General features: G+C 44.6%; 24 protein-coding genes. 16 read left to right on the plus strand and 8 right to left on the minus strand.

Going from position 1 to position 26,864, the window contains the following annotated elements; translation table 11 throughout:
• Positions 1-46: 46 nt before the first annotated feature.
• The 3 genes from JO154_RS15480 to JO154_RS15490 form a co-directional block, all read right to left on the minus strand.
• Positions 47-277, minus strand: a complete 231-nt coding sequence (locus tag JO154_RS15480) for a CcmD family protein (protein ID WP_291947074.1) — start codon at positions 275-277, stop codon at positions 47-49.
• A complete protein-coding gene (gene ccsA / locus JO154_RS15485) occupies positions 274-936 on the minus strand; it encodes a cytochrome c biogenesis protein CcsA (RefSeq protein WP_291947075.1) in 663 nt (220 codons plus the stop codon). The genes JO154_RS15480 and ccsA overlap by 4 nt, the downstream gene beginning before the upstream one ends.
• Before the next feature lie 145 nt (positions 937-1,081).
• Positions 1,082-1,750, minus strand: a complete 669-nt coding sequence (locus JO154_RS15490) for a heme exporter protein CcmB (RefSeq protein WP_291947079.1) — start codon at positions 1,748-1,750, stop codon at positions 1,082-1,084.
• Between the two features lie 90 nt (positions 1,751-1,840).
• On the opposite strand from JO154_RS15490, the gene accC reads away from it, so the two are divergent.
• From accC to JO154_RS15505, 4 genes are all read left to right on the plus strand, one after another.
• Positions 1,841-3,331, plus strand: coding sequence for an acetyl-CoA carboxylase biotin carboxylase subunit (gene accC, locus JO154_RS15495; RefSeq protein ID WP_291947082.1), 1,491 nt, complete (start codon positions 1,841-1,843; stop codon positions 3,329-3,331).
• A 76-nt stretch (positions 3,332-3,407) separates the two neighbouring features.
• Positions 3,408-3,899, plus strand: coding sequence for a GtrA family protein (locus JO154_RS15500; protein WP_291947084.1), 492 nt, complete (start codon positions 3,408-3,410; stop codon positions 3,897-3,899).
• Positions 3,900-4,127: 228 nt separating this feature from the next.
• On the plus strand, positions 4,128-4,421 hold the full coding sequence (locus tag JO154_RS26525) for a type II toxin-antitoxin system HigB family toxin (RefSeq protein ID WP_366935590.1): 294 nt from the start codon (positions 4,128-4,130) through the stop codon (positions 4,419-4,421).
• An 18-nt stretch (positions 4,422-4,439) separates the two neighbouring features.
• A complete protein-coding gene (locus JO154_RS15505) occupies positions 4,440-4,805 on the plus strand; it encodes a helix-turn-helix domain-containing protein (RefSeq protein WP_291947086.1) in 366 nt (121 codons plus the stop codon).
• Positions 4,806-4,871: 66 nt separating this feature from the next.
• On the opposite strand, the gene JO154_RS15510 is transcribed toward JO154_RS15505, so the two are convergent.
• Positions 4,872-5,441 (minus strand): thymidine kinase, encoded by a 570-nt coding sequence (locus JO154_RS15510; RefSeq protein WP_291947088.1) that lies wholly within the window; start codon positions 5,439-5,441, stop codon positions 4,872-4,874.
• Between the two features lie 85 nt (positions 5,442-5,526).
• Here JO154_RS15510 and JO154_RS15515 point away from each other — a divergent pair, with 85 nt between their 5' ends.
• Positions 5,527-6,543 (plus strand): hypothetical protein, encoded by a 1,017-nt coding sequence (locus JO154_RS15515; protein WP_291947090.1) that lies wholly within the window; start codon positions 5,527-5,529, stop codon positions 6,541-6,543.
• On the opposite strand, the gene JO154_RS15520 is transcribed toward JO154_RS15515, so the two are convergent.
• On the minus strand, positions 6,513-7,772 hold the full coding sequence (locus JO154_RS15520) for a glycosyltransferase N-terminal domain-containing protein (protein WP_291947092.1): 1,260 nt from the start codon (positions 7,770-7,772) through the stop codon (positions 6,513-6,515). The two genes, JO154_RS15515 and JO154_RS15520, sit on opposite strands and share 31 nt — an antisense overlap.
• A 113-nt stretch (positions 7,773-7,885) precedes the next feature.
• Here JO154_RS15520 and JO154_RS15525 point away from each other — a divergent pair, with 113 nt between their 5' ends.
• Genes JO154_RS15525 through rfbD form a run of 6 tightly spaced genes read left to right on the plus strand, consistent with a single transcriptional unit; the run spans position 7,886 to position 13,812 of the window.
• Positions 7,886-9,025: a DegT/DnrJ/EryC1/StrS aminotransferase family protein gene (locus JO154_RS15525; protein ID WP_291947094.1), complete on the plus strand. Its 1,140-nt coding sequence runs from the start codon at positions 7,886-7,888 to the stop codon at positions 9,023-9,025.
• Positions 9,022-10,335 carry a UDP-glucose/GDP-mannose dehydrogenase family protein gene (locus JO154_RS15530; protein ID WP_291947097.1) on the plus strand — a complete coding sequence of 438 codons (1,314 nt, stop codon included), beginning with the start codon at positions 9,022-9,024 and terminating at the stop codon, positions 10,333-10,335. Before JO154_RS15525 ends, JO154_RS15530 begins: the two co-directional genes overlap by 4 nt.
• 11 nt (positions 10,336-10,346) lie before the next feature.
• Positions 10,347-11,291, plus strand: coding sequence for a UDP-glucuronic acid decarboxylase family protein (locus tag JO154_RS15535; protein WP_291947100.1), 945 nt, complete (start codon positions 10,347-10,349; stop codon positions 11,289-11,291).
• 21 nt (positions 11,292-11,312) lie between these two features.
• Complete coding sequence (rfbB, locus tag JO154_RS15540) at positions 11,313-12,368, plus strand: dTDP-glucose 4,6-dehydratase (RefSeq protein WP_291947103.1); 1,056 nt, start codon at positions 11,313-11,315, stop codon at positions 12,366-12,368.
• A gap of 8 nt (positions 12,369-12,376) precedes the next feature.
• Positions 12,377-12,937, plus strand: coding sequence for a dTDP-4-dehydrorhamnose 3,5-epimerase (gene rfbC, locus JO154_RS15545; protein WP_291947105.1), 561 nt, complete (start codon positions 12,377-12,379; stop codon positions 12,935-12,937).
• A gap of 8 nt (positions 12,938-12,945) precedes the next feature.
• Positions 12,946-13,812: a dTDP-4-dehydrorhamnose reductase gene (gene rfbD / locus JO154_RS15550; RefSeq protein ID WP_291947108.1), complete on the plus strand. Its 867-nt coding sequence runs from the start codon at positions 12,946-12,948 to the stop codon at positions 13,810-13,812.
• A gap of 67 nt (positions 13,813-13,879) precedes the next feature.
• Here the strand turns inward: rfbD and JO154_RS15555 are convergent, their stop codons facing one another.
• Positions 13,880-14,911 carry a hypothetical protein gene (locus tag JO154_RS15555; protein ID WP_291947111.1) on the minus strand — a complete coding sequence of 344 codons (1,032 nt, stop codon included), beginning with the start codon at positions 14,909-14,911 and terminating at the stop codon, positions 13,880-13,882.
• Positions 14,912-15,122: 211 nt separating this feature from the next.
• Between JO154_RS15555 and tyrS the strand changes: the two genes are divergently transcribed.
• Together tyrS and JO154_RS15565 are read left to right on the plus strand one after the other, a co-directional pair.
• The gene (tyrS, locus tag JO154_RS15560; RefSeq protein ID WP_291947114.1) at positions 15,123-16,406 is read left to right on the plus strand and encodes a tyrosine--tRNA ligase; all 1,284 of its coding nucleotides are present in this window, start codon (positions 15,123-15,125) and stop codon (positions 16,404-16,406) included.
• A 205-nt stretch (positions 16,407-16,611) separates the two neighbouring features.
• Positions 16,612-18,996, plus strand: a complete 2,385-nt coding sequence (locus tag JO154_RS15565) for an ABC transporter permease (RefSeq protein WP_291947117.1) — start codon at positions 16,612-16,614, stop codon at positions 18,994-18,996.
• 109 nt (positions 18,997-19,105) lie between these two features.
• Here JO154_RS15565 and JO154_RS15570 read toward each other — a convergent pair whose 3' ends face one another.
• Together JO154_RS15570 and JO154_RS15575 are read right to left on the minus strand one after the other, a co-directional pair.
• Entirely contained in the window at positions 19,106-20,410 is a 1,305-nt protein-coding gene (locus JO154_RS15570; RefSeq protein WP_291947120.1) for an amidohydrolase family protein, read from the minus strand.
• 25 nt (positions 20,411-20,435) lie between these two features.
• Positions 20,436-23,483 carry an amidohydrolase family protein gene (locus JO154_RS15575; RefSeq protein WP_291947123.1) on the minus strand — a complete coding sequence of 1,016 codons (3,048 nt, stop codon included), beginning with the start codon at positions 23,481-23,483 and terminating at the stop codon, positions 20,436-20,438.
• A 192-nt stretch (positions 23,484-23,675) separates the two neighbouring features.
• Here JO154_RS15575 and JO154_RS15580 point away from each other — a divergent pair, with 192 nt between their 5' ends.
• The 3 genes from JO154_RS15580 (at position 23,676) to uxuA (ending at position 26,859) form a co-directional block, all read left to right on the plus strand.
• Entirely contained in the window at positions 23,676-24,113 is a 438-nt protein-coding gene (locus JO154_RS15580; protein ID WP_291947126.1) for a hypothetical protein, read from the plus strand.
• A 78-nt stretch (positions 24,114-24,191) separates the two neighbouring features.
• On the plus strand, positions 24,192-25,505 hold the full coding sequence (locus JO154_RS15585; protein ID WP_291947129.1) for a glycerate kinase: 1,314 nt from the start codon (positions 24,192-24,194) through the stop codon (positions 25,503-25,505).
• 178 nt (positions 25,506-25,683) lie between these two features.
• Complete coding sequence (uxuA, locus tag JO154_RS15590) at positions 25,684-26,859, plus strand: mannonate dehydratase (protein WP_291947131.1); 1,176 nt, start codon at positions 25,684-25,686, stop codon at positions 26,857-26,859.
• The last annotated feature ends 5 nt before the right edge of the window (positions 26,860-26,864 follow it).

Below are 26,864 nucleotides of genomic sequence, written 5' to 3' on the forward strand. Positions count from 1 at the left end.
TAACACAATACCGATGAAATGATCACTAAAGCACTAACAATGTTGGTTATTTGTCTTTGTCTTCCAGCTTCTTGATTTTCCTATCCAGGTTAATCAGGAATAACACAATACCGAGGAATATGATCACTAAAACACCAACAATCACATAGATTTTACCATTACTACGGAAAAATTCGTTTACAGGTCCCGTCTCCGTATTCTGTTGCTGGGCGCTAGCCACAAAAGAAATCAGCAACAACATAATGGTCAGGCAACGGGAGAATATTCTGTAGATCATTTAAAAATATTTTTGAGCTCTAATTTCTTATAACGTACTACGAGGGTGTAGATCCACACACTCAATAAAATCCATCCAATGACAGCAGGATAAAACACCATTCTCATATGGCTATCTGTATCCTTGCCGGAGAAGCCAGGAGTAGAGGCACTTCCAGGATGCAATGAATCCACCATTTTAGGGATGATGTAAGTCAACGGGATGAGTAAGGCAAAGGCAAAAACGTTGAAAACGGCAGAAATACGTGCGCGTTTGTCCATATCATGGATCGACATACGCAGTACCAGGTAAGCCATATAAATGAGCAGGGCAATAGCGGTGCTCATTTGTTTAGGGTCGCTGGTGAGGGTACCGCCCCAGGTATAGGTAGCCCAGAGGGAGCCTGTTGCAAAGCCAAGTAAACCGAAGAGCATTCCCACGGTACCAGCAGTACCTGCCAGTACATCCTTCTTCATATCATATTTTGAAAGATATCGGAGGGAGTTGACAACAGAGATTGTGAACATCGTATACATGCACATCCACATGGGTACATGAAAGAACAGTCCTCGGGATGATTGTCCGTTCGTTCCTATCAATGGTATTTCGATAGTGAACCCGGCGATAATTGTGTATAAAAGAAGCAGTATCGCCAATGCTTTCCACCAATGTCTGGCCATTTTTTCGCAGCTATATTCCGGGGCAAACCTACACGTTTTAGCGGTAATCACAAAGATTTTACAGGATTTTAAGTTTATCAAACATGCCTGAAAACTCATTAAACAACATTACCATAAGTAGGGCTTTTTATTGCGATTTGACTAACTAGTCTTTCCACAAAAACGGGAAAAGTATCATGGATAGGGCAATTACAAGGAAGTCCATTCCTCCCAGGAGCCAAAACATTTTTGGCAGACCCGGCTGGTATACTGTCAGAAAGGCCGGCATAGAGATATTCGCCAACAGCATTAAAACGGGCAGGATCAGCGGGAAACCCATAATAGCCATCAGGGCCGCACTATGGTTGGCTTGGGCCGCAATGGCCGCCAGCATGGTAAACAGCAGGGAAAGACTAACACCTCCCAGGAGTACGACGCCAATGAAATATGTTGGTTTGGAGACAGGATTGCCCAGCAGCATGATACTACATCCCAAGGCAATCAGGCTCATGACAAGCATCAATATAATATTATATATCAGTTTGGCGGCAATGAAGTACCGGGGATGCACCAAGGAATAGAAATAAAGTAATCGACCCTTGCTTTCCTGCATAAAACTTTTGGCTACTGCGTTTACTGCTACGAAGAGTTGGACTACCCAGAAGAGGGCGTTCCAGAGTTTATCTTCTGGTTTGCCCATCATGAGGTTTATAACAAAGACCGTAGAAACGATATATAGTAAGACACCATAAAAAGCATACTGCTGGCGCATTTCCAGAAGTAGGTCCTTTTTCACAAGGGTAAGGGTCTGATGAATTGGATTATTTTTTTTCATGATCAACGGCAAAGATAGGTAATGAGGGTTTAAAAGCTGCTGTCAACTGGCAGCTATTCATTATATTGCCAGATATTAAAATTCCGACTGATGAAAAAAATTCTGGTTGCCAACAGAGGGGAAATAGCTCTACGCATCATGCGTTCTGCCCATGAGATGGGTATAAAAACGGTGGCGGTGTTCTCAGAAGCAGACCGTACCATGCCATTTGTACAATATGCAGATGAAGCGGTATGTATCGGTCCTGCCCCGTCCAGTCAGTCTTACCTGCTGGGGGAAAAGATGATTGCCGTTGCCCTGGAACGTGGAGCAGACGCCATTCACCCTGGTTATGGCTTCCTGAGTGAAAATGCGGGATTTGCCCAAAAAGTGAGGGAGGCAGGTATAACTTTTGTTGGTCCTTCTCCGGAATCTATTGAAGTCATGGGAAGCAAGCTGGCCGCCAAACAGGCTGCGCAGAAATTTGGCGTTCCGATGGTGCCAGGCACAGAAACGCCTTTGCGTAGTGTGGAAGAAGCCAGGGAAGTAGTTCAGAAAACAGGATTTCCTATATTAATCAAGGCCAGTGCTGGCGGCGGTGGTAAGGGCATGCGCGTGGTAAATAACCCCGAAGAGCTGGAAGAACAGATCCGCCTGGCGAAGAGCGAAGCGAAGAGTGCCTTTGGCGATGATGCAGTATTTATTGAAAAATATGTGGGCTCTCCACGCCATATTGAAATACAGGTATTGGGCGATCAGCACGGCAACTATGTATATCTCTTTGAGCGTGAGTGTTCTATACAGCGTCGGCACCAGAAATTGATTGAAGAGGCGCCCTCTTCCGTGCTAACGCCGGCTATTCGGGCAGCGATGGGTAAATGTGCGGTAGACGTGGCCAGGGCCTGTAATTATTATGGCGCTGGTACCGTGGAATTCCTGGTGGATGAACAGCTTAATTTCTATTTCCTGGAAATGAATACCCGCCTGCAGGTAGAACATCCGGTAACGGAACTCATCACCGGACTGGACCTCGTAAAAGAGCAGATCCGTGTAGCCCGCGGGGAACAACTTACCTTTAACCAGGAAAGTTTGCAGATAAATGGTCATGCGATCGAATTACGTGTATGCGCAGAAGATCCAGCCAACAACTTCCTACCGGATACGGGTAAACTGGAAACGTATATTCGTCCGCAGGGATATGGGGTTCGAGTGGATGATGGTTATGAGCAGGGCATGGATATACCCATTTATTATGATCCTATGATTGCTAAATTAATTGCATGGGGCAGCACCCGCGAAGAGGCCAGATACAGGCTGCTGCGGGCTATTGAAGAATACCAGGTGAAAGGTATTCGTACTACTTTACCGTTTGGTCATTGGGCCTTGCAACAACCCGCATTTATTCAGGGCAACTTCGATACGAATTTTATTGCGAAGTATTTTACTCCTCAATCCTTGGCTACAGCCGATGAACAGGTAAATAAAGTAGCCGCAATTCTGGCTGCGCAAGTATGGCAGCAGGAACAATTAGCTTTACAACAGGGAGCGCTTTCCACGAATCAGGAAACCAGTAACTGGAAAAAGCGAAATACGTTAAGATAAATTATCACATATGTTAAGATAAGTTAAAGTGCTTCCGTTAAACGTGGAAACAATTAACTTTGCGACAATTTTTTATATGATACGCAGACTCATACTCAACATCATAGACTTCTTCCATAAGCCATTCAGTGGGATTATTCCCGCGCAGACCTTCCGTTACCTGGCTTGTGGCGGTGGTAATACTGTGCTGGATATCTTTCTGTATTTCATTTGCTACAATTTCATTCTGGAGAAACAGGCGGTACATCTGCCGTTGATCAATATCAATATGGGAGCGCACATTGCCGCGATGTTCATGTCGATGGCGGTGACATTCCCTACTGGCTTTATGCTGAGTAAATATGTGGTGTTCTCCGAATCTAACCTGCAGGGGCGTACGCAATTATTCCGGTATTTCATGCTGGTGGGCATTTGTGTGTTGTTGAACTATGCATTGATGAAGATCTTTGTAGAGCAGATGCATTTGTTCCCAACTGTAGCGAAGATTTGCACTACGGCACTGGTAGTGATTTTCAGCTATATGACCCAGAAGAAATTTACGTTCAAGGTGAAGGAGCAGCGGGCGTAAGAAAAAAATTATCATTAGACAAATATCATTAAGAGCAGCCAAAATTGGCTGCTCTTTTTTTATTGTGTATTACATTTTCGCAGATATTTTTCCCAAAAAATAGTTTTCTATATAAAACTATTTTTACATTATAAAACCATTGTTTATATTCGTACAGATTAATAATTAGTTGTGATATGACAAAAAGCATCAAAAAAATTAAACTAAGATTTAATGAGGATCATATCTATGCCTCCCATTTACACTTTCGAGGCCAAACATCCAATATCCGCACCGTCATTAAACGATTGGTGTAGAAAGATCAGAAATGCTAATTGTCGTAATCTGAATGACCTAAAGAATGCAATATCAGGGTCAGTTGAATATGTAGGTGCAGACCTATATGTCTTCAATATTGGTGGCAACAATTTTAGATTAGTAGCAGGTATTCATTTTAACACGCAGCTTGTTTACATTCGGGCAATATTGACACATGCTGAATATGATGCACACAACAAAAATGGCACCTTGCTACATTTATAACAAGGACAATTAATAATTATGAAAATTTCATCAAAGCAGGAATACTTTACTGTGATGGCGGAAATTGAGGGTCTTTATCAAAAGGGATTTTCTAAACTAAGCAAGAAAGAGGAAGAGAGGTTAAGCCTGTTAGCGGAGGTGGTTGAAGCATGGGAAAACATTCATTACCCCATGCCAATAAAGCCAAAGTTCCCAGCCATATTACAGTATATACTTGATAGTAAAAAAATGAGTCAGACCAAATTGGCTGAAGAATTAAACATATCGAAAGGTTTTCTTAGTCAGTTATTGCATGATAAATCCGCTCCAAATGCAGAGGTATTAAAAACTATGCATAACAAGTTTCATATAGATGGTAATCTGTTACTGGAAAGCCTGATGTAGTAGAGTTTTTATATAATTATATAGGGAGACAACTGGTCCACGGACTTGTTGTCTCCCTATAATATTTTATGGCAGTTCATAATAACAATGTCTGCAACGGGGTTCATATAAATCCTTTTCGCCCAGCAGGACAGTGTCTTTGGTGGCGGATTTACGGTAAGAGAAGTTAGCCACTTCCCCACATTTCATGCAGATGGCGTGCAACTTGGTGATGTATTCACCTTTGGCCAACAATGCCGGCATAGGGCCGAAAGGTTTGCCTGTATAATCCATATCCAATCCAGCGATGATCACACGGATACCTCTCAATGCCAGTTGATCACATACTGCCGGCAGTTCCGCATCGAAGAACTGGGCCTCGTCGATCCCTATCACGTCTACGTCCTGGGCCAACAGCAAAATTTGTTGGGAATTATCTATGGGGGTAGAATGAATCATATTTTCATCGTGGGAAACGATGTTACTTTCATCGTAACGTGTATCCACGGCGGGTTTGAAGATCTCCACTTTCAGGTTGGCAATGCGCGCACGTTTCAGTCGGCGGATGAGCTCTTCTGTTTTTCCGGAAAACATTGAGCCGCAAATTACTTCTATCCAGCCCCTGCGTCCTCCTGCAAGAGAAGGTTCAATAAACATAATGTACTATTTTGATTATTAATTAATTAAAATACTCTAATTTTAGTGAAATAATTATCTATTACTCACCGTTAACAATTAAGGCATGGAAAAAATATATGCATTAATTGAGAAGCTTCAGGAATTAAGATATTCCGGTGCAGACCTGCAAACCATTTCGTATTACGTACAAATGTTGCAGGCTGAGGTCTTACATGCAAGGAACAGACAGCATCAATCATCGCATGAACAGCAGATACAGTCTACATCCGGACAGATTGCTGTCATAATGCCTGCCCGTCAGGAACCTTTTGTTACCGTTCCTGAACCAGCGGTGCAAACTACAACTTTACCGTCAAATAAACCGGAACTAACGGAAACGGACCTCCCATTCAAGGAAATGCCGGTCGTATCTGTGCAGCAAACTGCCGTTCCCGAAAATATTGTCTCGCCGCAGGCGGCAACTACTACTGCCATGCCAGCAGCGGAACCTGTCCATCATCATTTTGAACCTGAAAATATTCCGGCTCCGGCGCCTGTAATACCAGATCCAGCACCGGTTACGCCACAATTTGTACAAGAAAGTACCCCAACTCCAATTAATTTTGAACCGGCGGTACCGCAATATGTGCCTGAAAGCAAACCTGTGCAACCCATCAATTTTGAACCAGTAAGGCCGCAGTACGTGGAAGAAACCAAGCCTGCACCACAGCCAGTGCCTCCGCCAGTACCGGGTTTTGCTGCAGCAGCGGCGCCAGTTGCTAAGGAATATACATCTACACCCACCTTGTTCGATCAGCCGGCGCCTACACCCGCCAATGGCAATTCGCTGAATGACAAACTCGCGCATCAACAGATAGAGTTGGGTCAGAAGTTGAGCCAGCAGCGGATTCAGGATTTGCGTAATGCCATCGGCATCAACGACAAGTACCAATTCATTGGTGAACTTTTCAACAACGATAAAGATCTCTACGAACGCTCCATCAAAACCATCAATGATTTCGGCACCCTCCAGGAAGCCGATAGGTGGATTCAGCGTGAAATAAAGATTTTACAGGGTTGGCAGGATGAAGATCCCCTGGTAAAACACTTCTATACCTTGCTCAGGAAACGATTTTCCTGAATATAATGTAAAATTTTCTCGGTAGCCCCTTTGTTAGACAAGACGTAATCCTTGCTGATAGCGGCTTTTCGTGCCCGCAAAGTGGTGTCTGACGATAATAAATCTACTTGAGACCGCAATTCCTGATCATTGTTGATAACTATTGCACCTCCTGCTGCCACTAGTTCCACCGCCTCAAAATACTTATCATATACAGGTCCGATGATCACAGGCATGCCATAAACAGCCGGTTCTAGGATATTATGAATACCATCCTTGCCAAACCCGCCACCCACATAGGCCATGGAGGCATAGCGGTATAAAGTAGTTAGCATTCCAATATTATCTATTATTAGGATGGATGCGTCTTGCCATTGCTCCTTTATAGCGCTATAGCGAACCGCCTGCGGAAACAAGGATAAAATGGACTGGATATGTGCCTCATGAATTTCATGTGGTGCGATGACCAATTTCAACTGGCTGTTTTCATTGGTTTTCCACCAGTTGGCCAGTATTTGCTCGTCTTCCGGCCAGGTGCTACCAGCGACTAACAATTGTTTCCCTTCCGCAAATTGCGCAATGAGTGGCAGTTGCTGCGTTTCGGCTAGTAGCGCCGCCACCCGGTCGAATCGAGTATCTCCACTGATAGAAGCGTTTTGCATTTGGATTTGGTGCAAAAGGTCTAGCGAGGCCTTATTCTGCACAAATAGATGGGTAAACCCAGCCAGCAGCTTGCGGAACATACCGCCATAGCCTTTGAAAAAGATCTGTTTCTCCCGGAAAATACCGGATACCAATAAAGTGGGAACTTTTCGTGTATGCAGCTCCGTAAGGAAATGCATCCAGAATTCGTATTTGATGAAAATAGCCAGATCTGGGCGGGTTAGATCCAGGAATTTACGGGCATTGGCGTTGGTATCCAATGGGAGGTAGCAGATATAATCCGCCCCTGGATAGTGCTTGCGCACTTCATAGCCCGAGGGGGAGAAAAAAGTTAACAAAATTTTATACCCTGGATAATTTGCCCTGATAGCCTCCAGAACGGGTCTTCCTTGTTCGAATTCCCCCAGGGAGGCAGCATGTACCCATACCACGCGGGAATCTGTCAATTGTTGCTGTTGTAGGCGTATTGCCCAGCCCAGGCGGCCATTCAGCCAGAGACTTGCCTTTTTATTTCCTGTTGCGGAAGCTATACCTACCCCTGCTCTGTATAACCTGATAAATAAATTATATATAATTGAAGCTATCATGTTTTGCTTACGTACTTTTACTCAAATTTTGAGGAGGTACAAAGATAGGTCCCTCCCAATCTCAATTTTTGTAAATTTGCACACTTTAAACAAAATAAAAATATACAGCGCATATGGTTCCTATTCAGATGGTCGATTTGAAACGCCAGTACAATAAAATTAAGCCACAGGTTGATGCAGCCATCCAGGAAGTGTTGGAGAGTTCCGCCTTCATTAACGGCGGAGCAGTGCAGCAGTTTTCAGCAGAGTTACAGCAGTATTTGCAGATTAAACATGTTATCCCTTGTGCAAACGGTACAGATGCCCTGCAAATAGCTATGATGGCGCTGGGTCTGGAACCAGGAGATGAGGTGATTACTCCATCTTTTACTTTTATTGCCACAGCAGAAGTAATTGCTTTACTGCAATTGAAGCCTGTATTTGTGGATATTGACCCTAAAACCTATTGCCTGGATATTGAGCAGGTAGAAAAAGCTATTACTTCCAAAACCAAAGCGATTGTGCCGGTGCACCTGTATGGTCAGGTAGCTGATATGGAGCCGCTGATGGAAGTAGCTAATAAACATAACCTGTATGTAATTGAAGACAACGCCCAAGCAATTGGCGGTGATTATACATTTAAAGATGGTAGCAAGAAGAAAGCCGGTGCCATTGGTCATATTGGCTGTACCTCCTTCTTCCCTTCCAAAAACCTGGGTTGTTATGGAGATGGCGGCGCTATCTTCACCAACGATGATGCTATCGCAGCAAAAATCAGAATGGTAGCCAACCATGGCCAGTCTGCCCGCTACTACCATGATGTAGTAGGCGTTAACTCTCGTCTGGACAGTGTACAGGCAGCAGTACTCCGTATTAAACTGCCTTTGCTGGATGAATATATCCGTGCAAGACGTGCAGTAGCAGATGCTTATGATGCCGCATTTGCAGACATTCCGCAAATTATTACCCCATTCCGTGCAGAAAATGGATACCATGTATTCCATCAGTACACTATGCAACTGGAAGGTGCCAATAGAGATGAGATGCAGAAATACCTGGCAGAGAAAGGAGTTCCGGCGATGATTTATTATCCGGTACCTGCACATCGTCAGAAGATGTTTGCTAATTTTGGTGGCGCTGAATTTAACTTACCTGTAACCGATACGCTCACCCACAAGGTGATTTCCTTGCCGATACACACTGAAATGGACGCTGATCAACTTGATCACATTATTCAATCAGTAAAATCATTTCTAAATCAGAACCCTGCATGAAGATTACAGTAGTAGGTACCGGTTACGTTGGACTCGTAACCGGTACCTGTTTTGCGGAAACTGGAAACGAAGTTACCTGCGTAGACATTGACGTAAACAAAGTTGCCAAGCTCTCTTCCGGCCAAATTACCATTTATGAACCTGGCCTGGAAAAATTATTCGAAAGGAACCTGAAAGAAGACCGTCTCCATTTTACGACAAGTTTGGAAGAAGGTATTAAAGATGCAGTTGTTATTTTCCTTGCCCTGCCCACCCCTCCAGGCGCTGACGGAGCTGCTGATCTTTCCTTTGTACTCAATGTAGCTGACCAACTTGGTAAATTAATCACAGATTATAAGGTTATTGTAGACAAAAGCACTGTACCAGTGGGTACAGCAGCTAAAGTTACCGCCGCCATTGCGCGCAATGCCAAGGTACCTTTTGACGTGGTATCAAATCCGGAGTTTCTACGCGAGGGCGTAGCAGTGGATGATTTCATGAAACCAGACCGCGTAGTGATTGGTACAGAATCTGAAAGAGCCCGTAAAATCATGGGAGAACTTTTTGCTCCTTTTGTAAGACAGGGCAACCCAGTACTGTACATGGATGAGAACTCCGCAGAGCTGACCAAGTACGCTGCGAACTCCTTCCTCGCCACCAAAATTTCATTCATGAATGAAATTGCGATTCTCTGTGAGAAACTGGGAGCGGATGTGGATATGGTACGTAGAGGTATTGGGAGCGATGACCGTATTGGTAAACGCTTTCTCTTCCCGGGAATTGGGTATGGTGGAAGTTGTTTTCCGAAAGATGTACAGGCCCTGGTAAGGTCTGCCGAAGCAGTTGCCTATGACTTTAAGATACTCAACGCCGTAATGGACGTGAATGAAGACCAGAAATTGTTTCTCCTGCCTAAGATCAAAGCCTTTTTCAACGGTGATCTGAAAGGAAAACACTTTGCGCTCTGGGGGCTTGCATTCAAACCTAATACCGATGATATCAGGGAAGCGCCGGCATTATACATGATTGAAGCGTTATTGCAAGAAGGCGCCACTGTTACTGTATTTGATCCGGAAGCGATGAATAATGTAAAAAATCAGTTGGGAGACAAAATATCCTATGCAGATCATCAATATACCTGCTTGGAAAATGCCGACGCCCTCTTGATTGCCACTGAGTGGAGCGTATTCAGAACACCTGACTTTAACAAGATCAGCGCAGCCCTGAAACACAAAGCCATTTTTGATGGCAGAAACCTGTTTGAAGTAAGCCGAATGAAGGAATTGGGATATCATTATGAGAGTGTAGGCCGTACTCCTGTATTATCTTAACCCTTTCTTTTATGCAGAAAAAAAGAATACTGATAGCCGGCGCTGCCGGCTTCCTTGGATCACATCTGTGTGATCGTTTTATTCAGGAAGGTTATCATGTAATAGCCATGGATAACCTGCTGACAGGGAATATCAGCAACATTGAACATTTGTTCCCCTTACCTGATTTTGAGTACTATCATCATGATGTTACCAAATTCGTACATGTTCCGGGTAAACTGGATTACATCTTACACTTTGCTTCCCCTGCTAGCCCCATTGATTACCTTAAAATGCCTATCCAGACCTTAAAGGTTGGTTCCCTTGGCACCCACAATTTGTTGGGACTCGCCAAAGAGAAAAAGGCAAGAATCCTGGTGGCTTCCACTTCAGAAGTATATGGAGATCCTACTGTACATCCACAGCCAGAAGAATACTGGGGAAATGTAAACCCTGTAGGGCCACGTGGCGTATATGATGAAGCCAAACGCTTTCTGGAATCTATCACCATGGCTTATCACAATTTCCATGGCGTAGAAACCAGGATAGTAAGAATTTTCAATACCTATGGGCCACGTATGCGCCTCAATGATGGCCGGGCTTTACCCGCATTTATGAGTCAAGCCCTCAATGGAGAAGATCTTACTGTTTTTGGAGATGGTAGTCAGACGCGTTCCTTCTGTTATGTAGGAGACCTGATTGAAGGGATTTATCGCCTACTGCTATCAGATTACCATTTACCAGTTAATATTGGCAATCCAGAAGAGATTACCCTCAATCATTTTGCAGGTGAAATCCTTAAATTAACAGGCTCTAAGCAGAAAATTATCTATCTTCCGCTGCCAAAAGATGATCCAAAACAACGCCAACCTGATATTACGAAGGCCAGAACCCTCTTGGGTTGGGAACCAAAAGTAAACAGACAGGAAGGATTGAAGATCACTTACGAATACTTTAAAAAAGCATTATCACAATAAAAAATTGATATTAAATTCCAAATGAAGCGGAAACTCTTAATTACCGGTGGAGCTGGATTTATTGGATCCCATGTTGTCAGGTTATTTGTCAACAAATATCCGGATTACCAGATCGTGAATCTGGATGCACTCACTTATGCCGGTAACCTGGAAAACCTGGCAGATATAAACGAAAAGTCTAATTACATTTTTGAGAAAGGGGACATTACTGAAGAAACCTTCATAGATGCGCTTTTCCAGAAATACCAATTCGACGGAGTGATTCACCTTGCTGCTGAGAGCCATGTAGACAGGTCTATTCTTGATCCGCTTGCATTTATAAAAACAAATGTACTCGGCACTGCTGTTCTGTTAAATACTGCTAGAAAGCACTGGAAAGGCAATGAAACGGGTAAACTGTTTTACCATGTTTCTACGGATGAAGTGTATGGCAGTTTGGGAGAAGAAGGCTTCTTCACAGAGGAAACCCCATATGATCCACGTTCGCCATATTCTGCATCCAAAGCGAGTTCAGATCACTTTGTGATGGCGTATTATCATACATATCATTTGCCAGCGATTATCTCTAACTGTTCCAATAACTATGGATCAAATCATTTTCCTGAGAAATTGATTCCACTGGCCATTCATAATATTAAGAACAATAAGCCTGTTCCTGTTTATGGAAAGGGGGAAAATGTACGTGACTGGCTGTTTGTAGAAGATCATGCTCGCGCAATTGATGTTATTTTCCATCAGGGAAGAATTGGTGAAACCTATAACATTGGTGGATTCAATGAGTGGAAAAACATCGATCTGATTCAACTGTTATGTCGTATTATGGACCAGAAATTGGGTCGTCCGGAAGGTACTTCTGCGCAACTGATCACCTATGTGAAGGATCGTGCTGGTCATGATCTCAGATATGCCATTGATGCTACCAAACTGAATAAAGAACTGGGATGGGAACCATCTCTTCAGTTTGAAGAAGGACTTGAAAAAACAGTTGACTGGTACCTTGCCAACGAAGAATGGCTGCAACACGTTACCAGTGGCGCTTATCAACAATATTACCAGGAACAATATCAAAAAAGATAATCTCGACTATGCCATTTAAAGAAACACATATTCCAGATCTGCTGGTGTTTGAACCAGTAGTGCATGGTGATCATCGGGGTTATTTTTTTGAGAGTTATAATGCCAACACTTTTAGTGCTGCAGGTATTACTTATAATTTTGTTCAGGATAACCAGGCTCGTAGTACCTATGGGGTATTACGTGGCCTTCATTATCAACTGGAACCCTATGCACAAACCAAACTGGTACGCGTACTGGAAGGTAGTATTATTGATGTAGCAGTGGATGTACGCACAGGCTCTCCTACCTATGGTCAGTCCTTTGCTATTGAACTGAGTGCCGCCAACAAGCTGCAATTGCTGGTACCGAAAGGCTTCGCCCATGGCTATGCTGTAATCAGCGAGACCGCGGAAGTAATGTACAAATGTGATAACTTTTATCACAAAGGCAGCGAAGGAGGCATTATCTTCAATGATCCAGCCCTTAAAATTGATTGGGGTATTGATCTGAAAGATGCCATCGTTTCTGAAAAGGACCTGGTGTTGCCCAAACTGGCTGATATCTCCCATAATTTCACTTATAATCGTTAATCGTTATCATGAAGAATATTTTGGTAACAGGCGGAAACGGACAACTCGGGCATGCTTTAAGAAAAGCAGCCACTGTTTTCCCTGAATTCAATCTTATTTACACGGATTACGATGTGCTAGACATCACTAATACGGAAGCTGTTTCCGAATATTTCAACACGAATACACCTGCTGCCTGTATCAATTGCGCTGCCTATACAGCCGTTGATAAAGCAGAAACAGAGGAAGAAAAAGCCTTCCTGTTGAACTTCCAGGGAGCGCTCTCCCTCGCGGAAGCATGTACTGCACAACAGATACCATTGCTGCATGTGTCTACTGACTATGTGTTCAATGGTAGAAACAGCGTGCCTTACAAGGAAAGTGATGAGACTGATCCGCAAAGCGTTTACGGTAGCTCCAAAATGCGTGGAGAGGCCGCCGTTGTTGGTACAGATGCCAATCATATCGTTGTAAGAACTTCCTGGTTATACTCTGAATTCGGTGTCAACTTCGCGAAACGTATGAAGGAACTGATGCAGGAAAGACCAGAACTGAATGTGGTATTCGATCAAGCAGGTACGCCTACTTATGCTGTAGACCTGGCTAACGTGTTGCTGCAGATCCTCCGTCATCGAATGGAACATCCAGAAACATCTGTTGGCGGCGTTTACCATTACAGCAATGAAGGGGTGACTAGCTGGTATGATTTTGCCGTAGCTATTAAGGAATTGACTGGTGCGACGACCCGTGTCTCCCCTATCACATCCGACAAATATCCTACTCCTGCCAAACGCCCTTCTTTCAGCGTTTTGAATAAGGATAAGATCAAATCTACTTTTGGTATCAGCATTCCCTACTGGCGTGATAGCCTGGCGGAATGCCTGAAACATATTTAAGTTTTTGATTTAAAAAGCGAAGGTCCTGCCAAATGGCAGGACCTTCGCTTTTTAAATTTATACGATTTTATTTTTTTGCGTATTCCGTCAGGTAGTACCCATCGAAAGTATACATTTTACCATTTTCCATATAGACATCCTGTTCTTCTATTTGGATCCAGCCAGGATGGCCATTGGACGTAAAATCATAAATGAATATCATTTTCTTGGTTTTAGGATTATATCCCCAGGTACACTCATATTTGAATTCGGCGGTGTTTGCATCATAGACTAACGCCCCACAGGTAGATTTTCCCAGATTTACTTCCTCTCTGGTAAATTTGTTATACTTAGTACCGCTACCATTTGCATTCAGATTCAGCCAGGCGTCCTCTTCTTTTTGAGAATTTATTTTTGCCTTATAATTGCCAGGTGTCAGGCTATCATTGGTAGTCTGAGGTTTGCCAGCAACACAAGTGTACCACATTTTAGATTCATAAGTGTTGATATTATCATGCCATACCTTGAACGTATCCTTCTCTCTCTGAGGATACCATTTTCCTGCAAAAGCCTTTGCATCATTGCTATAAGGGGTATTCATAACAGTAACCGGCAAAGTATACTTGTTACTTGTTTTGCCAGTTGCATCATAAATAGCCACGGTCACATTAATTACCTTATCCTTGAAGTCAGCAGGCAATTTGATAATAATCGAAGAATCAGACCGGCGACGTTCCGGAGCTGAAAATCCTTCTCGACCATTGACAGGTTTAGCGTAATCAATGTTGAAGTAGGAGTCTGCTCCATCAAATTTCGCATATGCGCCTGCCATGGTGCCTTGCTCTATATAGATAGGAATCGCAATATATTGACCTGCGATGGCAGCATAGGTTCTCTGCGCCATCTCAATAGAGAGCATTGGTGCAGCAGGATCGTTGGAAGCAGCAGGAATGTCTCCTTTTACAACAGTACCATAGTTCACTTTAACCGCAGCCGTCAGGGTGTTTCCGTTATAATCTACAGTAGTAGCGGGTTCGTTGCCGTTGTCTTTGTCCTTATCTTTGGAGCAAGCAAAAAAAAGCATCGTGGCAGCGACGCCAAGTAGCATAAGCTTTTTCATACAGTACATTTTTCTTTAGAATGACGATTAACAAATTTCGGCTGCAAAGTTATAGCACTAAAAATTCATTCATTTGAAATAACCTAGGCTAGAGAAGTTTATACATGCGGCATACAGTTATAAAAATCATTATATATACGCATTATTAATTTAAAAGCAACTGTTGCCATTAATTCTGTAGGTTTGCAGAATTGACAAATTTTATTGAATCATGAATCTGATAGAAGAACTGCGCTGGCGGGGCATGCTACAGGATATGATGCCTGGCACTGAGGAACAACTGCAAAAGGAAATGACAACAGCCTATATCGGCTTTGATCCTACTGCAGAATCACTCCATATTGGCAGTCTCGTTCCTATCTTGCTGCTGGTACACCTGCAAAAGGCAGGACACAAGCCCCTGGCGCTGGTAGGTGGTGCTACCGGTATGGTGGGCGACCCCTCATTCAAAGCAGAAGAGAGAAAAATGCTGGACCTGGATACCCTCGCCAAAAATGTGGCTGGTATCAAAGCCCAGTTGGAACGCTTCCTGGATTTCGATCCTGCAAAAACTAATGCGGCGGAAATGGTGAACAACTTTGACTGGTTCAAAAACATCACTTTCCTCGACTTTATTCGCGACACCGGTAAACACATTACGGTGAACTACATGATGTCCAAAGACTCCGTAAAGAAAAGACTTGAAGGAGATAATGGCATGTCGTTCACTGAATTTACATATCAACTCATCCAAGGGTACGACTTCTATCATCTGTATACAGCTAAAAACTGTAAACTGCAGATGGGTGGCTCCGACCAATGGGGTAACATCGTTACAGGTACAGAACTGATCCGCCGTAAAGTGCAGGGAGAAGCTTTTGCATTTACTTGCCCGCTCATTAAAAAGGCAGATGGCACCAAATTCGGTAAAACCGAATCTGGTACTGTATGGCTGGATGCGTCTCGCACCTCCCCTTACATGTTCTACCAGTTCTGGCTGAATACCACCGACGTAGATGCGGAAAGCTATATCAAGATCTTCACTTTCATGGAACAACGGGAAGTAGAAGAACTGATTGCCCAACACCGTCTGGCACCAGAACAACGCCAACTTCAGAAACGTCTGGCCCAAGAAGTGACCGTATTCATTCACGGACAGGAAGCATATGATTTCGCTGTACAAGCGTCTGAAATGCTTTTTAAGAACGACACTGCGGCTTTACTGGTATCCCTTACTGAAGAACAACTGTTGGATGTACTGACCGGCGTACCACAGGTAGAAGTACCTCTGGCGGATCTGCAGGCAGGAAAAGATATCGTATCGCTGCTAGCAGAAACAGGAATTTTCCCTAGCAAAGGCGAGGCCCGCAAAATGGTGCAGGGCGGCGGTGTCAGCATGAACAAAACAAAAATTGAAGGTATTGATAAGGTGATCAACACCGAAGCTTTATTGCGTGATAAATACATCCTCTTCCAAAAAGGAAAGAAGAATTATTATCTGCTGAAAGCGATCTAACCGATCATGCATAATCGTTAGTAAAAGGTTGTCTCAAAATGAGACAACCTTTTTTATTTTTGAAAAAGATAACCGTCCGTTTTTTGATTTTTGTTGTTCATAAGCGGACATTTAAATTTATCAACACCCATGATAACTACCTGATACTAAGCACCTTATTCAAATGGCAATTTTCTTGCGGTGCTCCTAATAAAATATTGATGATATGCTGCGCAATCATACCAAAATCGCATGGAGAAATCTCCGAAAGAATAAAACCTTTTCACTGATCAACATTGCTGGCTTATCCTTAGGCATGGCGGTGACAATGTTGATTGGACTATGGTTGCAGGATGAACTGACTTTTAGCAAAAATCACGACAACTATGATCGTATAGTGGCAGTTATGCAACATCAAACCTTTAATGGGGTTAAAGGCACACAACTCGCCGTCCCTTACCTGTTGGGCGATGAAATCCGGGATAAGTACGGCAGCGACTTCAAATATATATCCATGGCTGACTGGCCAATATCCCATATCCTCAGCCACAATAATAATGGTATATCCAAAGTAGGTAACTTCTTTGAGCCTGTTTTTCCGGAAATGCTCAGTTTAAAAATGCTGAAAGGTACCCGCAACGGCCTGAAAGATCCCAATTCCATTTTGCTGTCCGCATCCACCGCCAAAGCCATGTTTGGCGATACAGATCCTATGGACCAGCTCATCAAATTAGATGGCTCCGTGGATGTAAAAGTAACCGGCGTTTATGAGGATCTGCCTTACAACTCCTCTTTTCGCGAAATTGCGTTTATGGCGCCCTGGGAATTAAAGTTGAATAGGGAGACATGGATTAGGGAGATGGAAAACCCCTGGCGTTCTAATTTTACACAATGCTACGCGCAACTGGCAGATCACGCCGACCTGGAAAAAGTATCCACTAAAATCAAGGATGTTAAACTACATAAAGTACGCGCACAGGATGCGGCTTTTAAACCTGAGATTTTCCTTCATCCCATGAGTAAATGGCACCTGTACTCCGATTGGGAAAATGGGAAAAACATCGGGGGCGGGATCCAGTTTGTATGGCTATTCACCATTATCGGAGGCTTTGTACTGTTATTGGCCTGTATCAACTTTATGAACCTGAGCACTGCCCGTTCGGAGAAGAGGGCAAAGGAAGTGGGTATACGAAAAGCAATAGGCTCCATTAGACATCAGTTGATTGTACAGTTTCTCAGTGAATCGCTGATGGTAGCAGGTATTGCTTTTATAGTGGCACTCCTCCTGGTGCAATGCAGTCTGCCCGCCTTCAATGACATGGCAACTAAAAGAGTGAGTATTCCTTATACCAATCCGATGTTCTGGCTAATAGCACTGGGTATCACCCTTATTACTGGCCTGTTGGCAGGAAGTTACCCCGCCTTATACCTGTCTTCCTTTGAGCCGGTGAAAGTATTGAAAGGGACATTCCGTGGCGGCCGATTAGCAGCCATTCCACGCAAAACAATGGTAGTGATACAGTTTACTGTATCCGTTAGCCTCATTATAGGAACCCTCGTGGTTATCAAACAAATCAATTTTGCCCAAAGCAGACCTACTGCTTATAACCGGGAAGGATTGATCTCTTTTATGGCCAACACGCCAACATTAGCCTCCAACTATGAACCATTCCGACAGGAATTGCTATCATCCGGAACTATCGTAGATATGGCAGGCGCATCTTCTCCTACAACAGGTGTTATGGCTATCAACAACGGATATACGTGGAAAGGCATGCTGCCTGGCACCGATGGCAACTTCGCGGCCATTACTGTATCTCAAAATTTTGGAAAAACGATAGGCTGGCAGATCCTCGAGGGGCGCGACTTTTCCAAGGATTTCGCTTCCGATTCCAATGGGCTGATCCTAAATGAAACCGCCGCTAAATTCATGGGATTCAAAAAACCAGTTGGGGAAATTGTAATGGTGGATGGCCACCCTCGCACCGTCATTGGCGTAGTGAAGGATATGGTAATGGAATCTCCCTACCAAAAAATTTTCAGAACAGTTTTTAGTCTTAACGATGAACAAAAAAACTTCATCACCGCACGACTTAATCCTGCCAAATCCACCGCTCAATCACTTGGAGAAATAGAAAAGGTCTTCAAAAAATATAATCCTGGTGTGCCTTTCAACTATCAATTTGTAGATAACAACTACGCAGATAAATTTGATGCAGAAAGACGTATTGCCCAACTCTCTAGCTTCTTTGCCATCCTGGCGATTATCATCAGTTGCCTGGGATTATTTGGCATGGCCACTTTCATGGCAGAACAAAGGATCAAAGAAGTAGGTGTCAGGAAAGTATTAGGCGCTTCTGTGCTGCACTTATGGGGCCTCATGACCAAAGATTTTGTGAAGCTAGTACTGATAGCGTTTGTTTTGGCCGTTCCTATTGCTTATTACGCCATGCATAAATGGCTGCTACGTTATGAATATCGTACAGACATACCCTGGTGGCTGCTGGTGGGCACTTGCGCCATCGCTTTGATGATTGCATTGATTACGGTGAGTTATCAGTCTATCAGGGCAGCGTTGGTGAATCCAGTTAAATCATTGAAATCAGAATAACACGATTTCTTTCCAATAAAAAAACGGTAAGTGACATCTGCGTCACTTACCGTTTTTTATTCGTCGCCCCTGCCTAGTGGGCAGGGGCGACAGGCAGAAGAGTTTTAGACTATTTCTTCAGACCATATTTCTGTTGGTACTTCTCATACAACTGTTTCTGTTTATTATCCAGGTTGATTTCACGTCCTTGGATAAAGGCCTGGGTAATAACGCTGGACTTCATATCCAGCATATCCCCGTTGCTCACAGCAATATTCGCATCCTTGCCGGTTTCCAGGGTGCCGGTCAGTTTATCCACACCCAGGATTTTTGCCGTATTGCTCGTAATAGCGGCTAATGCTTCCTCTTTGGTAAGTCCGTAAGTAGCTGCAGTTCCTGCTTCAAAGCCAAGGTTACGCTGTTGCCAAAAGCCCTCGTTGCTGAGACAGAACAATATGCCCGCTTTTTGTAACAGTGCTGGTGTTTTGTAAGGCTGATCCACATCGTCGTCCTGCATTACAGGTAAACTATGCGGCTGGCTGAGGATGACCGCAATATTATTTGCTTTCAGGAGATCTGTAATACGCCAGGAGTCTGTTCCCCCAACGATCACCACATCTACATTAAATTCTTTTGCGAAATCTACTGCTATCATCATTTCCTTTTGTAGCTCCGCATGTATAAACAGTTTCTGTTCTTTATTAAACAAACGGCGCATGGCTTCATACTTCAGATTGGTAGCAGTATGTTTGCTTTCTGCCAGGTAAGCTTTTGCTTCGCGGAAGAAAGTGCGTACATTCTCAATCATGGTCAAAGCATTGTTACCGCCATCATCCGAACGACCGCCACGACGGCCACCACCGCCCTCTCCCGCTGGTACCAGGCGAGGAATAAACAAGTGCAATGCGTTGTCTGCTTTGTAAGCAGCATCTTCCCAATTCCATGCATCCAGTTGTACCACGGAGGAAGTACCACTGATAACACCGCCTTCAGGCGTGATACCTGCCAGCAGTATACCATTGGAACGGAGGGTATTGATCACTTTTGAATCTGTATTGTAAGCGATCAGAGAACGTACGGAAGGATTGATTTCACCCACCTCACGTTCATCCCTAGTTGCACGTACACTTTCAAATTCCACCAAGCCCAGATTGGTTTCTGGCGCAATGATGCCAGGGTATACATGTTGTCCTTTCAGGTCATATACGGTAGCGCCAGCAGCGGCGTTTACATTCGCGCCTACTGCGACGATCTTTCCTTTTTCAAAACCAATAGTTCCATTGGTGATTACCTGGCCGTTGCCCACATGGATAGTGGCATTTGTCAGATATACCGGCTTTTGCTGCGCCGGAGCAGGATATACGGTTTCCTGTGCCTGACCTTTAGAGATCAGCATCGCCAGAGCTGCCGTAAATATGATATGTTGTTTTTTCATTAGGCTGATAATTAAAAATGAACGGCTATTGGATTACATCATGCTGGTGGCCACCCTGCAAATCTTCACAGTGGTACATTTCATCCTGATGGAAAGCGGCTTTTTCTACTTGTCCACCTTTTTTCTTTTCATTCAGCATTTTGCTGATAAGGCGACTACGTTCTGCGGCGATGCGCTGACGCAACTGCAGATCATATTCCCGATCGAATTCCACGATACCATCCACGAGTGTTTTCTCTGCTTTCGCATAGATGCTCAATGGATCATCACTCCACAATACGAGATCCGCATCCTTGCCTACCTTGATACTACCCATGCGGTTGTCCACATGCAGGAGGCGAGCAGGGTTCAGCGTTACCATTTTCAGAGCGTCTTCTTCAGACAAACCAGCATACTTGATGCTTTTTGCAGCTTCCTGGTTCAGGCGACGGGCCATCTCCGCATCATCAGAATTGATAGCAGTAACAACGCCTACCTGGCTCATGATACCAGCGTTCTGAGGAATCGCATCCTGTACTTCCATTTTGTAAGCCCACCAGTCGGCGAATGTGCCGGCTCCTGCGCCATGTGCTTTCATTTTATCAGCTACTTTATAGCCTTCCAGGATATGTGTGAAGGTATTTACATGGAAATGGAAGGTATCTGCCACGTGCATGAGCATATTGATTTCGCTCTGTACATAAGAGTGACAGGTGATAAATCTTTTTGAATTGAGGATTTCCACCAGTGCATCCAATTCCAAATCGCGACGTTTGCCTGCTCCTTCTTTTTCATAATCACGTGCACGGGTAAACGCATCCATATAGATTTGCTCCACACCCATACGTGTTTGAGGGAAACGAACGGTGTTTCTATCGCCCCAGTTGGATTGTTTTACGTTTTCACCTAATGCGAATTTGATGAAAGGATCAGCACCGGCAACTTTCATCTCTTCAGCATTCTGGCCCCAACGCAGCTTGATCAGTTGTGATTGTCCGCCGATGGCATTGGCACTACCATGCAGCAGATGAGAAGCAGTAACCCCTCCGCTCAACTGACGATAGATATTCACATCTTCCGGATTCACCACATCGGCTATACGTACTTCTGCTGTCACGGATTGAGAACCTTCATTGACACCTTTAGAGATAGCGATGTGAGAGTGCTCATCGATGATACCCGCAGACAGGTGTTTGCCTGTACCATCGATTACGCGGGCATTTCCGGCCGCCAGGTTCTTACCGATCTGGGCGATTTTTCCACCACGGATTAATACATCCGTATTCTCCAGTTTACCTTCTTTTTCGTTCGTCCAGACAGTTGCATTCTTAATCAGGATATCCTGTTGCTGTGGCAGTTTATCCCAGCCATAGCCATTGAATGGATAGTATAATGCACCCACTTGTGGCGCTGGTTTTTTCTTAGCAGAATCGGCTTTTTCCTGGTATGGTTTGGAAAGCACCGCCGTCCATCTAAGGCTGCTATTGCTAGAATCTACGCCAGTACCCATCCATTGATCCTTGCTGATCAATCCATTGAGGCGCAGGCCCGTATTGCTACCTTTAGCTTGTGGCAGCATCAAGGTTACCAGTTTATCGTTGATATCGATTTTTCCACTCAGGGTATCTTTGCCCAGTACAGTTGCTTGTAGTTTATCAGGACTGCCTTTCACTTCCACTGTGTAGGTGTTGCCGTTGCTCAGGGATACCGCATAGGTACCACGCAGGTCGTTCCAGCCATCATTTTTGATCACATATTTATTTCCTTGTACCCAGTTTTGGAGGAGCACTGAATTCTCGTTGAAAACAGGGCCGCTGGTGATGAGGAAGTTGGCCAGTTTACCGGGTTCCAGGCTACCTACTTTATCGTACGCTTTGATGAGGGTAGCAGGTGTTTTGGTCAGGGCTTCTAGCGCTTTTTGCTCAGAAAGACCGTATTCAATGGCTTTACGCACATTGGCCAGGAACTGTTTTACATCTTTCAGATCAGAAGCTGTCAGGCAGAAAGGAATATTTGCCTTTTCGAAAGCAGCAGGTTCTGTAGGCGCCATTTCCCAGTGTTTCATATCGCTCAGCGCTACGAAACGGGCGTCAGCAGGATCTTCCACGTCTATAGCAGAGGGGAAATTTACCGGCAGGATGAAGGACGCTTTGGTAGCAGCCATATCATTGATACGTTGGTATTCATTGCCAGCGCCTTTGATAATGTATTGTACACCAAATTCATCTCCTACTTTATCTGCACGAACAGCTTCCCATTTATCAGAAACAGCGAAGATCTGTGGCAGTTGGAGATTATCGTTCCAGGCTTGTAAACTGAGGTTTACGCCTTCTTTAGCAGGACGGTTTTTATACCATTGTCCATCTAGGAAGCTCTGACGGAGGAGCGCAATAACGCCCATGAGGGAGCCCGGATAGTTCTGTGTGGAAGTGCCTTTATCGAAAGAGAAGGCGGCAGCCGCTTTCTCCCGGAGGATAACGGTGTTTTCGCGTTCATCTGCGAGGGTTACTAATGTGGCGGTGCCTCTGGCGATACCATCCTGCTGATGTGTCAACACAGTCCCGAAGCCTACACTACGCAGTGGTGCTGCTTTTGCGCCATCTGTATTAAACAGTTTCACCGCATCTACTTCACTTTTGATAGCCTGGTTCCAGCCATAAGCGCCTTTGGTATTGGAAAGAAACTGTGGGGCAGCATTCCAATTGAATCCACCTTTTTTGGCATCTCCCAGGCCATAGTTGCTGTAGATATCCACAAAGGAAGGATAAATGTATTTCCCTTTACAATCCACTACCACTGCATCTTTAGGGATAGCGGCGCTAGGTCCAACGTCGGTAATTTTACCGTCTCGGATGACCAATGTAGCGTTAGAAATAGTATTCTGCGCATCGCGTATAATGGTGGCATGTGTAAACGCGTAACAGCCTTCTTTCGGCTCAGCAATACCGTTTGTGGGGAAAGTACTTTGAGCGCTCGCACCGGAGCCTGCCAGGAGCAGCGCCAGCAACAATAGCTGACTGCGATGCCGCTTCAGGGCATAGGTTAATCCTCGGGACAAAAGTAGTGTCCCAGGTTTCTCAAAAGCTTTTTTCATGAAAAACGTTTATTTATACGATTTAGATTTCACGATAAATTTAATAATTCCCCGATGCCATTCTAAGCAAAAAATCGATTTTTTTATGAATGGCAGTCCGCTGTCCCCGGAAAGGCCCATAAACATTTTGGATTAACACGAAAAAGGGATAATTTATGGTTCAATTTCCCGATTACTACAATCTTGCTGTCTATGAAAAAAGTATCCGCTTATACCCTGATCATTGCGGGTTTTCTGTTACTGGGCCTCAGCAACAGCCTCTTTGCGCAAAATAACCAACCGGCAACCGCCAATCTCGGCAAGTGGAATGTAGAAGGACGAGCCGATAAAATGACCGATAAAATCAGTCGTAGATTAGGTCTCACCAAGGATCAAAGCGAGGAAATTTATACGATCAATCTGGATATCATACGACGGATAGACAGCGTCCATGCTAATAAGGCACTCACCAGCAAAGAGAGAATGAGCAGGGTACATCACCTGAACGACGAACGTAACCAGCGATTTAAAACGGTATTAACTGCCACTCAGTATAAGATATGGAACGATTGGAACCTGAACAAAAAAGAGCACCTGGAGGCGAAGATGGAGAAAAAACGGCAGCGTCGGGAAGCGTTACAGCAGCAATGATCCGTGTCTAGCTATAAAATTTATATGCCATACAAAGTGTCAGCGAGTACCTTTGTATGGCATTTTTATTAATCGGCAATGACTGCATATCAACATATCCAGGAGATCTTTCACGCAGCAGTAGCAGCGGTACAACCGGCTGTATTCATGCGTAATACTGTATTGTTTCAGGGAGACACGATCACCATTGCTGGCACGCCGTTCCCTATTCGTGGGGACGTAATCGTTATCGGCGCAGGTAAAGCCGCTGCTGCCATGGCTCAGGAACTAGAATCCGTTTTATTACCACATGTCCCCATCAAGGGTACGGTAGTCACGAAATACGATCATGCCCTGCCCTTACAACAGTTGCAAGTACTGGAAGCAGGACATCCTGTTCCAGATGAAAATAGTGTATCCGCTACACAAGCAATACTCCGAGCAGTTACCAATTTACACTCCGAGGACTTAGTAATTCTATTATTATCCGGTGGCGCATCCTCTCTGCTGGCGGATGTTCCAGCGGGTTGTACATTGGAAGAAGTACAGGATTTATTCCAGCAGCTACTGCACTCCGGTGCGGATATCGCAGAAATGAATACCGTCCGAAAACACTTATCGGCCGTGAAAGGGGGACAATTGGCCCAACATATTTACCCGGCTACTTTATGTTCCATCATCCTCAGTGATGTGCCAGGGGATCAATTGGAAGTGATTGGCTCAGGTCCTGGAGTACCCGACCCTACTACCTTTGAGGATACGATGGCCATTCTGAGCAAATATCGTCTCACTACAACAATTCCATCCGCTATCCTCTCCCATATCCACAAAGGTTTATCCGGAGCAATTCCGGAAACCGCCAAAGCCGGAGATCCTGCCTTCGAAAAAGTGCATAACTTCCTAACAGGCACCAATGCCATTGCCCTGGAAGCCGCGGCTGTAAAGGCAAAGGAACTGGGATATCACGTTACGCTCACTACGGAATGTACTACCGGTGAAGCACGTACGATAGGCACACAACTGGCCCAAAAGGCATTGCACTATGATAAAAAACTGCCCGCCTGTTTACTCCAAGGTGGTGAAACGACTGTCACCATCAAGGGCAACGGCAAAGGAGGACGTAACCAGGAACTAGTGCTGGCGGCAGTGTTGGAGCTGGAGAAAGCAACAGCAAAAGCAACGCATATCACCTTGCTCAGTGCAGGTACTGACGGTACAGACGGACCTACCGATGCTGCTGGCGCCATCGCCGACGCATTTACACTACAACGTAGTAAAGCCCTACAACTCAATACAGCAGCCTATCTGGATAATAATGACGCGTATCATTTTTTCCGTCAAACAGACCGCCTGTTGATCACAGGTCCTACACATACGAATGTGATGGACATTCAAATAGTACTGATCACTTGAAAACCACATTGTTAATCACTGTATTAACATCTTTCAAAACCCGCTACAGTATTACATCCTATCGTAATAACACAAAAGGGTATTCTTTTTCGTGCACTTAAAGTTTGTATATGTGCAGAGAGATTTTATTTTTGGGGTTTGGATTACTTACTTTTGGACTTATAAACCTAATAGCATTATGCTGAGAATGGAACAGACATGGCGTTGGTTTGGGCCTAATGATCCGGTTAGCTTAGCTGATATCAGACAGGCAGGCGCAACTGGCATCGTAACAGCCTTGCATCATCTGCCTAACGGAGCGGTATGGACGAAGGAAGATATATTACAGCGCAAACAGTTGATTGAAGCTGCCGGCCTTACCTGGTCTGTAGTAGAAAGCATTCCCGTACATGAAGACATCAAAACGCAACGTGGCCGTTTCCGGGAATACATCACCAACTATCAGCAATCAATACGTAACCTGGCTGCATGCGGCGTTAAAACTGTTACTTACAATTTTATGCCGGTGCTGGACTGGACCCGCACTGACCTTGCCTATACCGTAGAAGATGGTTCCAAAGCACTTCGCTTTGAAAAAGCCGCCTACATGGCGTTCGACCTTTTCATACTGGCAAGACCCAACGCTGAAAAAGACTATACCGAAGAAGAAATTGCCCGCGCAAAGGAGAAATTCGACAGCATGACTGTGGAAGAAAAAACGCTCCTGCAAAAGAATATCATCGCAGGCCTGCCGGGTTCTGAAGAAAGCTTCACCCTCCAGCAATTCCAAGCTGCACTCGATACTTACAAAGGCATCGATGCAACACAACTGAAATTGCATCTCTTCTACTTCCTGCAACAAATTGCACCAGTGGCAGAAGAGGTAGGCGTAAAACTCGCCATCCATCCAGACGATCCTCCATTCCCGATCTTCGGCCTGCCACGTGTGGTAAGCACCGAACAGGATGCAAAAGAATTACTGGTAGCCGCTCCCTATAAATCTAACGGTTTATGCTTCTGCACCGGTTCTTACGGCGTAAGAGCTGATAACGACTTACCAGGTATGATAGAACGTTTGGGAGATCACATCCACTTTATCCATCTGCGTAGTACACAACGCGACTTCCTGGGAAATTTCCATGAAGCCAACCACCTGGAAGGCGATGTGGATATGTTCCATGTGATCAAAAACATTCTGCTCACCATGAAACGTCGCAATGTGGTTATCCCTATGCGCCCGGATCATGGCCACCAGATGCTGGACGATCTGCATAAGAAAACCAATCCTGGCTACAGTGCTATTGGCCGCCTCCGCGGACTGGCTGAACTGCGTGGCCTGGAAATGGGTATCGCTGGGGCTTTAAGCGCCGATTGACTTAA

The sequence above is a fragment of the Chitinophaga sp. genome, from assembly GCF_019236475.1.
Lineage (GTDB): Bacteria > Bacteroidota > Bacteroidia > Chitinophagales > Chitinophagaceae > Chitinophaga.

Coding starts and splice junctions, on each gene's coding strand:
- uxuA (WP_291947131.1), top strand. CDS start 25,684: ATGCTGAGAATGGAACAGACATGGCGTTGGTTTGGGCCTAATGATCCG.
- tyrS (WP_291947114.1), top strand. CDS start 15,123: ATGAATCTGATAGAAGAACTGCGCTGGCGGGGCATGCTACAGGATATG.
- JO154_RS15580 (WP_291947126.1), top strand. CDS start 23,676: ATGAAAAAAGTATCCGCTTATACCCTGATCATTGCGGGTTTTCTGTTA.
- JO154_RS15520 (WP_291947092.1), bottom strand. CDS start 7,772: ATGATAGCTTCAATTATATATAATTTATTTATCAGGTTATACAGAGCA.
- JO154_RS15480 (WP_291947074.1), bottom strand. CDS start 277: ATGATCTACAGAATATTCTCCCGTTGCCTGACCATTATGTTGTTGCTG.
- JO154_RS15570 (WP_291947120.1), bottom strand. CDS start 20,410: ATGAAAAAACAACATATCATATTTACGGCAGCTCTGGCGATGCTGATC.
- rfbC (WP_291947105.1), top strand. CDS start 12,377: ATGCCATTTAAAGAAACACATATTCCAGATCTGCTGGTGTTTGAACCA.
- JO154_RS15555 (WP_291947111.1), bottom strand. CDS start 14,911: ATGAAAAAGCTTATGCTACTTGGCGTCGCTGCCACGATGCTTTTTTTT.
- JO154_RS15515 (WP_291947090.1), top strand. CDS start 5,527: ATGGAAAAAATATATGCATTAATTGAGAAGCTTCAGGAATTAAGATAT.
- JO154_RS15510 (WP_291947088.1), bottom strand. CDS start 5,441: ATGTTTATTGAACCTTCTCTTGCAGGAGGACGCAGGGGCTGGATAGAA.
- JO154_RS26525 (WP_366935590.1), top strand. CDS start 4,128: ATGCCTCCCATTTACACTTTCGAGGCCAAACATCCAATATCCGCACCG.
- JO154_RS15500 (WP_291947084.1), top strand. CDS start 3,408: ATGATACGCAGACTCATACTCAACATCATAGACTTCTTCCATAAGCCA.
- rfbD (WP_291947108.1), top strand. CDS start 12,946: ATGAAGAATATTTTGGTAACAGGCGGAAACGGACAACTCGGGCATGCT.
- JO154_RS15490 (WP_291947079.1), bottom strand. CDS start 1,750: ATGAAAAAAAATAATCCAATTCATCAGACCCTTACCCTTGTGAAAAAG.
- JO154_RS15530 (WP_291947097.1), top strand. CDS start 9,022: ATGAAGATTACAGTAGTAGGTACCGGTTACGTTGGACTCGTAACCGGT.
- JO154_RS15525 (WP_291947094.1), top strand. CDS start 7,886: ATGGTTCCTATTCAGATGGTCGATTTGAAACGCCAGTACAATAAAATT.
- ccsA (WP_291947075.1), bottom strand. CDS start 936: ATGGCCAGACATTGGTGGAAAGCATTGGCGATACTGCTTCTTTTATAC.
- JO154_RS15535 (WP_291947100.1), top strand. CDS start 10,347: ATGCAGAAAAAAAGAATACTGATAGCCGGCGCTGCCGGCTTCCTTGGA.
- JO154_RS15575 (WP_291947123.1), bottom strand. CDS start 23,483: ATGAAAAAAGCTTTTGAGAAACCTGGGACACTACTTTTGTCCCGAGGA.
- JO154_RS15585 (WP_291947129.1), top strand. CDS start 24,192: ATGACTGCATATCAACATATCCAGGAGATCTTTCACGCAGCAGTAGCA.
- JO154_RS15505 (WP_291947086.1), top strand. CDS start 4,440: ATGAAAATTTCATCAAAGCAGGAATACTTTACTGTGATGGCGGAAATT.
- accC (WP_291947082.1), top strand. CDS start 1,841: ATGAAAAAAATTCTGGTTGCCAACAGAGGGGAAATAGCTCTACGCATC.
- rfbB (WP_291947103.1), top strand. CDS start 11,313: ATGAAGCGGAAACTCTTAATTACCGGTGGAGCTGGATTTATTGGATCC.
- JO154_RS15565 (WP_291947117.1), top strand. CDS start 16,612: ATGCTGCGCAATCATACCAAAATCGCATGGAGAAATCTCCGAAAGAAT.